The 12,978-nt window shown below is 68.8% G+C and carries 11 protein-coding genes; 9 read left to right on the plus strand and 2 right to left on the minus strand.

Annotation, left to right across the window (positions count from 1 at the left end):
- Positions 1-58 precede the first annotated feature (58 nt).
- Positions 59-484 carry an MmpS family transport accessory protein gene (locus BST10_RS14090; RefSeq protein WP_013828117.1) on the plus strand — a complete coding sequence of 142 codons (426 nt, stop codon included), beginning with the start codon at positions 59-61 and terminating at the stop codon, positions 482-484.
- The gene (locus tag BST10_RS14095) at positions 481-3,366 is read left to right on the plus strand and encodes an MMPL/RND family transporter (protein ID WP_083038427.1); all 2,886 of its coding nucleotides are present in this window, start codon (positions 481-483) and stop codon (positions 3,364-3,366) included. The genes BST10_RS14090 and BST10_RS14095 overlap by 4 nt, the downstream gene beginning before the upstream one ends.
- Before the next feature lie 8 nt (positions 3,367-3,374).
- On the opposite strand, the gene dapD is transcribed toward BST10_RS14095, so the two are convergent.
- Positions 3,375-4,328, minus strand: a complete 954-nt coding sequence (dapD, locus tag BST10_RS14100; protein ID WP_109559518.1) for a 2,3,4,5-tetrahydropyridine-2,6-dicarboxylate N-succinyltransferase — start codon at positions 4,326-4,328, stop codon at positions 3,375-3,377.
- Between the two features lie 103 nt (positions 4,329-4,431).
- On the opposite strand from dapD, the gene dapE reads away from it, so the two are divergent.
- Positions 4,432-5,508, plus strand: a complete 1,077-nt coding sequence (gene dapE, locus BST10_RS14105) for a succinyl-diaminopimelate desuccinylase (RefSeq protein WP_083038431.1) — start codon at positions 4,432-4,434, stop codon at positions 5,506-5,508.
- Here dapE and BST10_RS14110 read toward each other — a convergent pair.
- Positions 5,498-7,561 carry an ATP-binding protein gene (locus BST10_RS14110; protein ID WP_083038432.1) on the minus strand — a complete coding sequence of 688 codons (2,064 nt, stop codon included), beginning with the start codon at positions 7,559-7,561 and terminating at the stop codon, positions 5,498-5,500. The genes dapE and BST10_RS14110 overlap by 11 nt on opposite strands.
- Positions 7,562-7,608: 47 nt before the next feature.
- Between BST10_RS14110 and BST10_RS14115 the strand changes: the two genes are divergently transcribed.
- The 6 genes from BST10_RS14115 (at position 7,609) to BST10_RS14140 (ending at position 12,911) form a co-directional block, all read left to right on the plus strand.
- Positions 7,609-8,172, plus strand: a complete 564-nt coding sequence (locus tag BST10_RS14115; RefSeq protein WP_013828122.1) for an LOG family protein — start codon at positions 7,609-7,611, stop codon at positions 8,170-8,172.
- A 93-nt stretch (positions 8,173-8,265) separates the two neighbouring features.
- Positions 8,266-10,047, plus strand: coding sequence for a long-chain-acyl-CoA synthetase FadD6 (fadD6, locus tag BST10_RS14120; RefSeq protein WP_083038434.1), 1,782 nt, complete (start codon positions 8,266-8,268; stop codon positions 10,045-10,047).
- Between the two features lie 177 nt (positions 10,048-10,224).
- Positions 10,225-11,049, plus strand: a complete 825-nt coding sequence (folP, locus tag BST10_RS14125) for a dihydropteroate synthase (RefSeq protein ID WP_235673707.1) — start codon at positions 10,225-10,227, stop codon at positions 11,047-11,049.
- On the plus strand, positions 11,046-11,993 hold the full coding sequence (locus BST10_RS14130) for a glucosyl-3-phosphoglycerate synthase (RefSeq protein ID WP_083038438.1): 948 nt from the start codon (positions 11,046-11,048) through the stop codon (positions 11,991-11,993). The genes folP and BST10_RS14130 overlap by 4 nt, the downstream gene beginning before the upstream one ends.
- A gap of 37 nt (positions 11,994-12,030) precedes the next feature.
- Entirely contained in the window at positions 12,031-12,342 is a 312-nt protein-coding gene (locus BST10_RS14135; RefSeq protein ID WP_013828126.1) for a DivIVA domain-containing protein, read from the plus strand.
- Positions 12,339-12,911 carry a DNA-3-methyladenine glycosylase I gene (locus BST10_RS14140; protein ID WP_013828127.1) on the plus strand — a complete coding sequence of 191 codons (573 nt, stop codon included), beginning with the start codon at positions 12,339-12,341 and terminating at the stop codon, positions 12,909-12,911. Before BST10_RS14135 ends, BST10_RS14140 begins: the two co-directional genes overlap by 4 nt.
- The last annotated feature ends 67 nt before the right edge of the window (positions 12,912-12,978 follow it).

Below are 12,978 nucleotides of genomic sequence, written 5' to 3' on the forward strand. Positions count from 1 at the left end.
CTTAGCTACCTGGAACTGCGTCGTCGGCCGAACCCGGTCAGCGTCGGGGAAGGTGACGATGAAAAGGCTGATCAGTCGGGTGTGGCTGCCCGTCGTGATCGTGGCGGCAGTCACGGCAGGCGCCGTCACGGTCGCCCAGTTGCGGACCGTCTTCGGGTCGCATCCCGTCGTCATCACCGACATCTCCTCGGACAACGCGGAGGACTTCAACCCCAAGTTCGTGACCTACGAGGTCTTCGGTTCGGGCACCACGGCCGTCATCAACTACATGGACCTGGAAGGGAAGCCGCAGCGCATCCCGAGTGCCGCGCTGCCGTGGACGCTGACACTGCAGACCACCCTGCCTTCGGTGATGCCCAACATCCTGGCCCAGAGCGACGGCGACAGCATCAGCTGCCGGGTCACCGTCGACGACGAGGTCAAACAGGAAAGGACGGCTACCGGAGTGAATGCCGAGACCTTCTGCTTTGTGAAGGCAGCATGACCGCGCCGACCGAGCCGATTCCGGTGACGAGTCGCGTGGCGCGCCCGGGGATACCCCGGTTCATCCGGAAATTCGCGGTGCCGATCATCCTGGCGTGGATCGGGTTGATCGCCGCGCTGAACATCGTCGTCCCGCAACTTGAGGACGTCGGCAAGCTGCGCGCGGTTTCGATGAGCCCCAACGACGCACCGTCGCTGATCGCCACCAAGCGCGTCGGCAAGGTGTTCGAGGAGTACGACACCAGCAGTTCGGTGATGATCGTGCTCGAGGGCGACGAGCCGCTGGGCGCCGCCGCACACGAGTTCTACGACCAGATGGTGCGTGATCTGCGCGCCGACACCGCCCACGTGCAGCATGTGCAAGACTTCTGGGGCGACACGCTGACCGCCAAGGGCGCCCAGAGTGTCGACGGCAAGGCCGCCTACGTTCAGGTCTACATCGCCGGCGACCAGGGCGAGACGCTGGCCAACGAATCGGTGGACGCGGTGCGCCACATCGCATCCGACAGTCCCGCCCCCGCCGGGGTGAGGGCCTACGTCACCGGGTCCGCGGCCACCAGCACCGATCAGAACCACGTCGGCGACGCGAGTATGAAGCTCATCGAGCGGCTCACCTTCGCCGTGATCACGGTGATGCTGTTGACCGTCTATCGATCCGTCCTCACCACCCTCATCGTGTTGGTGATGGTCGTACTGGAGCTGTTCGCCGCCCGAGGACTGGTGGCATTCCTGGGATTCCACAACCTGTTCGGGTTGACCACCTTCGCGACCAACATGCTGGTGACCTTGGCCATCGCGGCTTCCACCGACTACGCGATCTTCCTGATCGGCCGGTATCAGGAGGCGCGGAGATCCGGGGAGGACCGAGAAGCCGCCTACTACACCATGTTCGGAGGCACCGCACATGTGGTGCTGGCCTCCGGGCTGACCATCGCCGGGGCGACGTTCTGCCTGCACTTCACCCGGCTGCCGTACTTCCAGACGATGGGTATCCCGTTGGCGGTCGGCATGGTGATCGTGGTGGCGGCCGCCTTGACGCTAGGGCCCGCCGTCATTTCGGTGTGCAGCCGGTTCGGTCGTCTACTGGAGCCCAAGCGCATCACCGCATCGCGTGGCTGGCATCGGGTCGGCACCTCAACCGTCCGCTGGCCCGGGGCAGTTCTGGTGGTCGCCGTCGCGGCGTCGCTGATCGGTCTGCTGGCGCTACCGGGTTACCACACGAGCTACAACGACCGCATCTACCTGCCCGATGACGTCCCGGCGAATGTCGGCTACGCGGCCGCAACCCGGCACTTCTCCGAGGCGAAGATGAACCCGGACCTGATGATGATCGAAACCGACCGGGATCTGCGCAACCCGGCAGATTTTCTGGTGATCGACAAGATTGCCAAGGCTCTTAAGAACGTGCACGGTATCGCCCAGGTGCAGACCATCACCCGGCCCGACGGCGATCCGATCAAACATTCGACGATCCCCTACACCATCGGGCAGAGTGGCACCGCCGCACTGATGAACAACGACTACATGCAGACCAACCTGGAGAACCTGCTCAATCAGGCCGACGATCTGCAGGCCAGCATCGACTCGATGACCGAGATGATGAATATCCAGCAGGATCTGGCCGAGGTGTCCCAGCGGATGGCCGACAAGATGGCGAACACGGCGGTCGACATCGGGGACATGCGGAATCACATGGCCGATTTCGACGATTTCTTCCGGGTGTTCCGCAACTACTTCTACTGGGAGCCGCACTGCTTCGACATCCCCATCTGCTGGTCGCTGCGGTCGATCTTCGACGCCCTGGACGGCGTTGACACCATGTCCGCCGACTTCGACGACTTGGTTCCCGACATGCAGCGGATGGCCGAGCTGATGCCACGGATGGTCGCCGTGATGCCGGCGCAGATCCAGTCGATGAAGAACCAGAAGCAGACCTTGCTCAACCAGTATCAGGTGCAGAAGGCCCAGCAGGACCAGAACATGGCGATGCAGGAGAATTCCACCGCGATGGGCGAGGCGTTCGACACTGCCAAGAACGATGACTCGTTCTACCTCCCGCCCGAAGCCTTCGACACCGCCGATTTCAAGCGGGGTATCAAGCTGTTCCTGTCACCGGATGGACATGCGGTGCGGTTCACCATCATTCACCAGGGCGATCCGTTGACGCCCGAGGGAATATCGCGCATCGAATCGCTCAAGGTCGCCGCGGCCGACGCGATCAAGGGGACACCGTTCGAGGGCGCCCGGATCTACCTCGGCGGCAGTGCGGCGATGTTCCACGACATGCAGCAGGGCGCCAACTTCGACTTGCTGATCGTCGTGACGGCCGCGCTGGTGCTGATCTTCATCATCATGATGGTCCTCACCCGAGCCGTGGTGGCCGCAGCGGTGATCATCGGCACGGTGGTGACCAGTCTGGGCTCGGCGTTCGGCGTGTCGGTGGTGCTCTGGCAACACCTCGTGGGCATCCCGCTGCACTGGATGGTGCTGCCGATGTCGGTCATCGTGCTGCTTGGTGTCGGCGCGGATTACAACCTGCTGCTGGTCTCGCGCATCCGCGAGGAGATCCACGCCGGCCTGCACACCGGGCTGATTCGCGCCATGGTCGGCACCGGTGCCGTGGTCACCGCTGCCGGTCTGGTGTTCGCCTTCACCATGGCCTCCATGGCTGTCAGCGCATTGATCGTGATCGGCCAGGTCGGCACGACCATCGGACTGGGTCTGCTCTTCGACACCTTGATCGTTCGGTCCCTGATGACGCCGTCGATCGCCACCCTGCTCGGGCGCTGGTTCTGGTGGCCGCAGATCGTGCGTCCGCGCCCGCGTCCGCAGCCCTGGCCGCAACCGACCCAGCCCGCGAAGGAGGAGCAGGCGCTGGTCTGACGGGCCCGCTAGTTGGCGTGCAGGTCCTCGTTGAGCGCGATGCCCTGACCGTCGCGGGCGACCACCTCGACCGCCCCGGTCGACGAATTGCGCCGGAACAACAGGTTATTGCCGCCGGCCAGCTCCCGGGCCTTGACCGTCGTCCCGTCGGGCATGGCGACCTTGGTGCCGGCGGTGACATAGAGTCCGGCCTCGATCACGCAGTCGTCGCCCAGCGGGATGCCCAGCCCGGAGTTCGCTCCCAGCAGGCAGCGCTGGCCGATCGAAATCACCTGGGTGCCACCGCCGGACAGCGTTCCCATGATCGACGCGCCGCCGCCGACGTCGGAGCCGTCACCGACCACCACACCCGCCGAGATGCGGCCCTCCACCATCGAGGTGCCCAGCGTGCCGGCGTTGAAGTTGACGAATCCCTCGTGCATCACCGTGGTGCCCGGCGCCAGGTGCGCGCCCAGGCGCACCCGGTCGGCGTCGGCGATGCGCACCCCGGACGGCAGCACGTAGTCGACCATCCGCGGGAACTTGTCCACGCCGTAGACGGTGACCGGACCGCGGCGCCGCAGCCGGGCTCGCACCGACTCGAAACCCTCGACCGCGCACGGCCCGTGATTGGTCCACACCACGTTGGTCAGCACACCGAACAACCCGTCGGCGTTGAGTCCGTGCGGCGCCACCAGTCGGTGCGACAGCAGATGCAGCCGCAGGTAGGCGTCGTAGGCGTCGGCGGCCTTGTCCGCCAGTGCACCGACCACGGTGCGCACCGCCACCGTCTCGGTGCCGCGGTCCTCGTCCCGCCCGAGCAGCCCGGCCAGGTCGGCGGGCACGTCGGCAGCGGCCAAGCGGGCGGTGCCCGGGTCGCCCGAGCCGTCCAACTCCGGTGCGGGAAACCAGGTGTCGAGAACCGATCCGTCTGCGGCCAGCGTCGCCACGCCGACGCCCGAAGCTCCAGTCACGCCGGTCAGGCTACTTTCCCCCGGCGACCAGACGCAAAAGCCCCCTGCGCGCCCGAGAATTGGGGGCTTTCACGTCTGCTCGCCAGAAAAGGCGACCCGCTACGCTGGGGCGGTGCTGGACCTGCGCTCCGACCCGATCGCGCTGACCGCGGCGCTGGTCGACATCCCCAGTGAATCGCGGCACGAGGCACGGATCGCCGACGAGGTGGAAGCCGCGCTACGGGCCCAAACCTCCAGCTTCGAGATCATCCGCGACGGCGATGCGGTACTGGCTCGTACGCGGCTGGGGCGACCGACTCGGGTGCTGCTGGCCGGGCATCTGGACACCGTCCCGGCGGCTGGCAATCTGCCCAGCCGCCGCACCACCGAGGCGGAAGGTGATGTACTGCACGGCTGCGGCACCGTCGACATGAAATCCGGCGACGCCGTCTTCCTGCACCTGGCCGCCACCATCGCCGAACCGGCACACGACTTGACCTGCGTCTTCTATGACTGTGAGGAGATCGACGCGGCCGCCAACGGGCTGAACCGCATCGAACGCAACCTGCCGGATTGGCTGGTGGCCGACCTCGCCATCCTCGGTGAGCCCACCGGCGGGTTTATCGAGGCCGGCTGTCAGGGCACGTTGCGGGTCGTCGTCACCGCCGGGGGCACCCGGGCGCATTCGGCGCGGTCCTGGCTGGGCGACAACGCCATCCACAAACTGGGGGCTGTGCTGGACCGGCTCGCCACCTACCGGCCGCGCAGCGTCGACATCGACGGCTGCGTCTACCGCGAGGGGCTCTCGGCGGTGCGCATCGACGGCGGGGTAGCCGGCAACGTGATTCCCGACGCGGCCACTGTCACGGTGAACTTCCGCTTCGCGCCGGACCGCTCGCCCGAGCAGGCACTGACCCACGTGCGGGAGGTCTTCGACGGGCTCGACGTCGCGATCGACCAGACCGACGTCGCCGCCGGCGCCCTGCCCGGGCTCACCGCGCCTGCGGCGGCTGCCTTGGTGGCCGCCGCCGACGGACAGGTACGCGCCAAGTACGGCTGGACCGACGTCTCGCGGTTCGCCGCCCGCGGCGTTCCCGCGGTCAACTACGGGCCCGGCGACCCCAACCTGGCCCATTGCGTCGACGAGCGGGTGCCGGTCTCCCAGATCAGCGCGGTGACCGACCTGCTGCGACGGTTCCTCACGGGTTAGCCCGGGCCGCGGCCAGCGCCTGCCGGCCGACCGCGCAATCGACCTCCTCGCACAGTCGGGCCAGCGGGTCGACGGCCCGGGCATCACCGAGCTGGACCGCCACCTGCCAGGCCTGCAGCGCAACCGCGTACTGCCCGCTGCGTTCGGCCATCCGGGCGGCGTCGCGGGCAGCGGTGACCCCGCCGTGTCGGTCCCGCATGCCGGCCCGCTGCCAGGCGCGCGCCATACCCAACTCCGGGGCGAACAGCGCCGACTTCGTTCCGTGCCGGGATTCCGCTCGGCTCAACGCTTTTGCCGCCCCGGCGATGTCGGACTGCCGCGCCAGGGCGGTGGCCAGCAGGGTCAGCGACAGCGGACCCCACGAATACCCGGTCCGCTCCAAGGTCGCCGCGGCCGGTGCCAGCAGCTGGGCCGCGGCGTCGAATTCGCCGGCCGCGATCAGCACCTGCGCCACCAGCACCTCGCCGATCGCCCGGCCGGGCTGGGCCAGTTCAGCGAAATCGGTGAACTGGCGGGCAGTTTCGTGTGCCTCGGTGAGCCGGTCGGTCAGCAGCAGCACGGTGATCTCGGCCAGCCCGATGGTGAACCGCAGCAGGCCGGGATGTTCGGCGTCGGTTGCGCGGCGCGCCAGCGCCCCGACGTCGTCGAACCGGCCGGCCCTCGCCGCGCACAGTGCCGCGGCGCTGCCCGCCCAGGCCACCGCCATGTCGTCGGCGGCCGGGTCGGCCAGCACCGCGGCCGCGGCCTCGACGGCACGGCCGATGTTGCCGGCATTCATCGCGAAGGTTGCGCCGAGTGCGTCCAGGGTGATGCGCGGGGTCGTGCCGGTGACCCGGCCGCGGGTGGCGGCCAAAAACGCCGCGGCGCGCTCGGGCTCGCCCAGCATGAAGAACTGGTTGGCGGCTCGCGGCAGCGCCCAGGCCATCAACTCCGGTTCGGTCAGCTCGGCCGGGTCGACCGCCGCCAGCACCGCGTCGGCGTCGCGCCCGCGGCCCTGCCAGCCCAGCGCGTGAGCCAGCGCCAGCCGGGCCGGTAGACCTCCGGAGCGGTCGAGCGCACTGCGGGCCAGCCGCTCACCGAGCTTCAGATCCCCCAGTCGCAGTGCCTGCTGGGCGGCGCCCACCAGCTCCCCGACGGGCTGGGGCGCGTCACTGTCGGCGGTCAGCGCCGCCAGCCGCAACTGCTCACCGACGTGCTCGCACGGCCGGTTCGACAGCACCGCGACCACCTCGGTGCGCAGCCGGCGGGCAGCCTCGCCGTCCGGGGCGCCCAGTGCTCCGCGCGCCCGCTCGCCGAACAGCGGGTGGGCGGTGTAGACCACCGGGTCCGGGCCGTGACCGCCGCGGCTGCGGATCTCGACCGCGCCGAGTTCTTCGGCCTGGCCGACGGCGCCGGCACTGGTCAGCTGGGTCAGATCGGCCAACGGCAGCGGCTCGATGACAGCCAGGTAATCCAGCACCGCGCGTGCGGGCGCCGGCAACTCGGCCACAAAGGCTTCGATATTAGCGACGTCGTGGCCGGCTTGGGTTGCCTCGTCCGGTGCCGCGATGTCGATGCGGGCCAGCAACTCATCGCCCCACAACGCGGCCACGGGCGGCGCCGCGATGGGCGCGGCGTCGGCGCAGCCGGTGATGATCATCCGGGCCGCGCCGGTCAGCGCCAGCTGGTAGACCAGCGTCGCCGAGAGGATGTCGAGCTGATGCGCGTCGTCGACCACCAGCAGCAGCTCGCCGCCGTCGCGAGCCTCCTCGGCCAGCGATTCGCGTGCTGCCCGCAGCAGCGCGGCGGGCTTGCCGATGTCGGCGACCCGGATCAGATGGCTCAGGGCACCGAACGGCACCGTGCGCTCCGCGGGGGTGCCGATCACCCAGCGGATGCGAGTGGTCGGGTGCCGGCGGGCGCGGTCCTCGGCGGCCAGCCGGGCCAGCGTGGACTTGCCGCAGCCGTCGGGGCCGAGCACCACCGCACCCGCGCGGACCCCGGCTGCGTCGAGCGCTTCGGTCAGTCGGTGCAGGGCGGCCGAATGCTCGGGGACGTTCCACCGGATCGGCATCGCGCAGATTTTACGGTCTGCGCCATCCGCCGGTTAGCCTTTCGGGTGTGCGGGGCAGCGAATGGGCGGTGTGCGTCTACTGTGCGTCCGGCCCGACCGACCCGGCGCTGCTGGCGCTGGCCGCCAAAGTCGGTGCGGCGATCGCGCAACGGGGCTGGACGCTGGTGTGGGGTGGCGGCAACATCTCGGCGATGGGCGCACTGGCGGTGGCCGTCCGGCAGCACGGTGGCCGCACCGTCGGAGTGATCCCCAAGGCGTTGCTGCACCGCGAGGTGGCCGACGTCGAATCCGACGAGCTGATCGTCACCGACACCATGCGGGAGCGCAAACAGGTCATGGACCAACGCGCGGACGCGTTTCTGACCCTGCCCGGCGGGATCGGCACGTTGGAGGAGCTGTTCGAGACGTGGACCGGCCGGTATCTGGGACTGCACGACAAACCGGTCGTGCTGCTGGATCCGGACGGCCACTACGCGGGATTGTGGGCCTGGATGTCGGGGCTGCTCGACGCCGGGTTCGTGTCCCAGCGTGCGATGGACCGGCTGCTGGTGGTCGACGAGCTCGAGACGGCACTGGACGCCTGCGCACCCGGTACTGCCGGTACCGACTAGGCTGTATTTTCGCAGCCGACCCGCTGCGCCCGGCGCCGCCGTGCTGGCGTCGTCTGGGCTGCCTTCAGCACCTGCCTACCCCGAGGGGATACCGTGTCCGATCACAATTCCGGGACCCGGATCGGGCTGACCGACATCGCGACTCGGCTGCCCGTGCTCGTCGCCGACTTGCCGGCGATGCTGCGTGGGATGCGGACCGGCCTGCTGGCCCGACCCACCTCCAAGGCGTCGATCGGCAAGGTCTTTCAGGACCGCGCCGCCAAACACGCCGACCGCGTCTTCATCCGGTTCGGTGATCAGCAGCTGACCTACCGGGAGGCCAATGCGACCGTCAACCGCTTTGCCGCGGTGTTGGCCGCTCGCGGCGTCGGCCACGGCGACGTCGTCGGGGTGATGCTGCGCAACTCACCCAATGCGGTGCTGATGATGCTGGCCGTCGTCAAATGCGGTGCGATCGCCGGGATGGTCAACTACCACCAGCGCGGCGACGTGCTGGTCCACAGCCTCGGCCTACTGGAAGCCAAACTGCTGATCGTCGAGTCGGATCTGGTCAGCGCCGTGCACGACAGCGGCGCGACCGCCGAGCCGGTCACCATCGAGGAGTTCGAGCGGCTGGCCGCCACCGCGCCCGCCGACAACCCGGTCTCGGTCGAGGCGGTGCTGGCCAAGGACACCGCGTTCTACATCTTCACCTCCGGTACCACCGGCTATCCCAAGGCCAGTGTGATGACGCACTACCGGTGGCTGCGGGCGCTGGCCACGTTCGGCGGAATCGGGCTGCGGCTGCGGGGCAGCGACACGCTGTACTGCTGCTTGCCGCTCTACCACAACAATGCGCTGACGGTCGCGGTGTCCTCGGTGCTCAACTCCGGCGCGACACTGGCGCTGGGCAAATCGTTCTCCGCCTCACGATTCTGGGATGAGGTGATCGCCGCGGACGCCACCGCGTTCGTCTACATCGGCGAAGTCTGCCGGTACCTGCTCAACCAGCCGGCCAAGCCGACCGACCGGGCCCACAAGGTGCGGGTGATCGCCGGCAACGGGCTGCGGCCGGAGATCTGGGACGAGTTCACCGACCGGTTCGGCATCAAGCGGGTCTGCGAGTTCTACGCCGCCAGCGAGAGCAACAGTGCATTCCTCAACGTGCTCAACGTGCCGCGCAGCACCGGGTTGTACCCGCTGCCGCTGGCCTACGTGGAGTACGACCACGACACCGGGCAACCGCTGCGCGGCGAGGACGGCTGGGTGCGCCGGGTGCCGTCGGGGCAACCCGGGCTGCTGCTGAGCCCGGTGAACAGGCTGTCGCCGTTCGACGGCTACACCGATCCGGAGGCCAACGAGAAGAAGCTGGTGCGCAACGCCTTCCGGGACGGGGACTGCTGGTTCAACACCGGTGACCTGATGCGCCCGCAGGGTATGGGCCACGCCGCGTTCGTCGACCGGCTCGGCGACACCTTCCGGTGGAAGGGCGAGAACGTCGCCACCACCCAGGTCGAGGCCGCGTTGTCCGCCGACGAATCGGTCGAGGAATGCGCCGTCTACGGCGTCGAGGTGCCCGACACCGGTGGCCGTGCCGGGATGGCCGCGGTCAAACTGCGTGACGGTGCGTCGTTCGACGGGGCCCGGCTGGCCGCCACAGTCTACGACCGGCTGCCGTCGTATGCGGTTCCGCTGTTCGTGCGGCTGGTGGAAACGATGGCGCACACCACCACATTCAAGAGCCGCAAGGTGGAGCTGCGGGAGCAGGGCTACGGCGGCGGTGGTGCGGTCATCGAGGACCCGCTGTACGTGCTGGCCGGCCGCGGCGAAGGCTACGTGCCCTTCTACGCCGACTACCCCGGCGAAGTAGCGGCGGGTCAGCGACCGAAGGGCTGACTCTTCTGCTTCTGCACCGAAACCGACGTTTTGCAGGCCGCTACTCGGACTTTCTCTGCGAAACGTCGGTTTCGGCGGGTCAGGGCTGACGATTGCGGTCCCACATCCACCAGGCACCATGGAGCAGTGCAGTCCCACTTCTGCGGTCGTCCGGTAGCGGCCGATCGCGCGCTGATCATGGCGATCATCAACCGCACCCCCGACTCCTTCTACGACGCCGGCGCCACCTTCGACGACGACGCGGCCAAGTCGGCGGTGCACCAGGCGGTGGCCGACGGGGCAGACGTCATCGACATCGGCGGGGTCAAGGCCGGGCCGGGGCAGACCGTCGACGCCGATGCCGAGACCGCCCGGGTGGTTCCGTTCATCGAGTGGCTGCGCGGCGCCTACCCCGACCAGCTGATCAGTGTCGACACCTGGCGCTCGGAGGTGGCAAAACGCGCCTGCGCCGCGGGCGCCGACCTGATCAACGACACCTGGGGTGGTGTCGACCCGCAGCTGCCGGCGGTCGCCGCGGAGTTCGGTGTCGGCCTGGTCTGCTCGCACACCGGCGGCGCCGCGCCGCGGACCCGCCCGTTCCGGGTGAGCTACGGCACCACCGTGGACGGGGTGGTGGATGCGGTGATCGACGAGGTCACCGCGGCCGCGCAGCGGGCGGTGGCGGCCGGGGTGCCGCGCGAGAAGGTGCTGATCGACCCGACCCACGATTTCGGCAAGAACACCTTCCACGGGCTAGCGTTGTTGCGACACACGGAGAGGCTGGTCGCTACCGGATGGCCGGTGCTGATGGCGCTCTCCAACAAAGACTTCATCGGGGAGACTCTCGGTGTGGGTCTGACCGAACGACTGGAGGGAACGCTGGCGGCCACCGCGCTGGCGGCGGCCGCCGGAGCCCGGATGTTCCGGGTGCACGAGGTCGGGCCGACTCGGCGCGTCCTGGAGATGGTGGCATCCATCCAGGGCGTGCGGGCCCCGACCCGCACAGTAAGGGGTTTAGCATGACCGACCTGGTCGCGGGGCTGGGTGACACCCGGCTGGCCGGGCGCACCTGGAACCGTCCGGACTGGACGGTCGCCGAGTTGGTGGCGGCCAAGGCCGAGACCGGGCGCACCGTCTCGGTGGTGCTGCCCGCGTTGAACGAGCAGGCGACCATCGAATCGGTCATCGACAGCATCACCCCGCTGCTCGACAACCTGGTCGACGAACTGATCGTGCTGGATTCGGGTTCCACCGACGACACCGAGATCCGGTCCATCGCCGCGGGCGCTCGCGTCGTCAGCCGCGAACAGGCCGTCCCCGAGGTGCCCCCGCAGCCCGGCAAGGGCGAAGCGCTGTGGCGCTCACTGGCCGCGACCAGCGGCGACATCGTGGTATTCGTGGACTCCGACCTCATCGACCCCGACCCGATGTTCGTTCCCAACCTGGTCGGGCCGCTGCTCACCGGCGACAACGTCCATCTGGTCAAGGGCTTCTACCGGCGGCCGCTGAAGGTCAACGGCACCGAGGACGCCACCGGCGGCGGCCGGGTCACCGAGTTGGTCGCCCGCCCGCTGCTGACCGCACTGCGGCCCGACCTGGGCGCTGTGCTGCAGCCGCTGGGCGGGGAGTACGCCGGCAGTCGCGAGCTGCTGGCGTCGGTGCCGTTCGCGCCCGGCTACGGCGTGGAGATCGGCTTGTTGATCGATACCTACGACCGGTTGGGCCTGGATGCGATCGCCCAGGTCAACCTGGGAGTGCGGGCCCACCGCAACCGCCCGCTGGCCGAGCTGGCCGTGATGAGCCGCCAAGTGGTCGCCACCCTGTTGTCGCGGTGCGGCGTCCCCGACTCCGGCGTCGGGCTCACCCAGTTCTTCGCCGCCGGTGCCGACGGCACCGACTACCTGCCGCGCACCACGCCGCTGTCACTGGTGGACCGGCCGCCGATGAACACGTTGCGTCAGCGCTGAGCACACCCGTGCGGTCGAATGAGGCACTATCGATCCCGTGACACTGGTGTTGCTGTATCTCGTGGTGCTCGTCCTGATCGCGTTGCTGCTGTTCGGGGTGGCCAGTGTGCTGTTCGGCCGGGGCGAGCAGCTGCCGCCGCTGCCCCGGGCGACGACGGCGACCATGCTGCCGGCCTCCGGGGTCACCGGCGCCGACGTCGAGGCGGTGAAGTTCTCCCAGGTGCTGCGCGGCTACAACACCGGTGAGGTCGACTGGGTGCTGGAGCGCCTCGGCGCAGAACTCGACCAGTTGCGCGGGCAGCTGGCCGCGGCGCAGGCGCTCGCCGCGGATCCGTCGGAGCAGAATTGACCGGCGCGCCCGACGACGGCCTGGTGCGGTGCGCCTGGTCCGATGGATCAGCGCTGTACCGCGATTACCACGACCGGGAGTGGGGCCGTCCGGTGCGTGAGGCGACCGCACTGTTCGAGCGGATCAGCTTGGAGGCCTTCCAGAGCGGGCTGTCGTGGCTGGTGATTCTGCGCAAGCGGGAGAATTTCCGGCGCGCGTTCGCCGACTTCGATGTCGAGACCGTCGCGCGCTACACCGATGCCGACGTGGCCCGGCTGATGGCCGATGCCGGCATCGTGCGCAACCGGGCCAAGATCGAGGCGACGATCGCCAACGCGCGGGCCACCATCGCCCTGGGATCCACCGATTTGGCGGAGCTGTTGTGGTCATTCGCCCCGCCGGCGCGCCCCCGGCCCGCCGATCTGTCGGAAATTCCGGCCGTCACGCCAGAATCCACGGCGATGGCGCGCGAATTGAAGCGGCGCGGGTTCCGATTCGTGGGACCGACGACCGCCTACGCATTGATGCAGGCCACGGGCATGGTCGACGATCACCTTCAGTCCTGTTGGGTGCCGACGGTGACCGCCTAGATCCATTAAAATGCACTCCGGAATCGGGTCTTGTGCACGCGGCGACGCTGATAGGGAAGAATGGCGT

This window comes from Mycolicibacter algericus DSM 45454 (assembly GCF_002086455.1).
Lineage (GTDB): Bacteria > Actinomycetota > Actinomycetes > Mycobacteriales > Mycobacteriaceae > Mycobacterium > Mycobacterium algericum.

Coding starts and splice junctions, on each gene's coding strand:
- BST10_RS14095 (WP_083038427.1), top strand. CDS start 481: ATGACCGCGCCGACCGAGCCGATTCCGGTGACGAGTCGCGTGGCGCGC.
- BST10_RS14130 (WP_083038438.1), top strand. CDS start 11,046: ATGACCGACCTGGTCGCGGGGCTGGGTGACACCCGGCTGGCCGGGCGC.
- BST10_RS14110 (WP_083038432.1), bottom strand. CDS start 7,561: ATGCCGATCCGGTGGAACGTCCCCGAGCATTCGGCCGCCCTGCACCGA.
- folP (WP_235673707.1), top strand. CDS start 10,225: ATGGCGATCATCAACCGCACCCCCGACTCCTTCTACGACGCCGGCGCC.
- BST10_RS14090 (WP_013828117.1), top strand. CDS start 59: ATGAAAAGGCTGATCAGTCGGGTGTGGCTGCCCGTCGTGATCGTGGCG.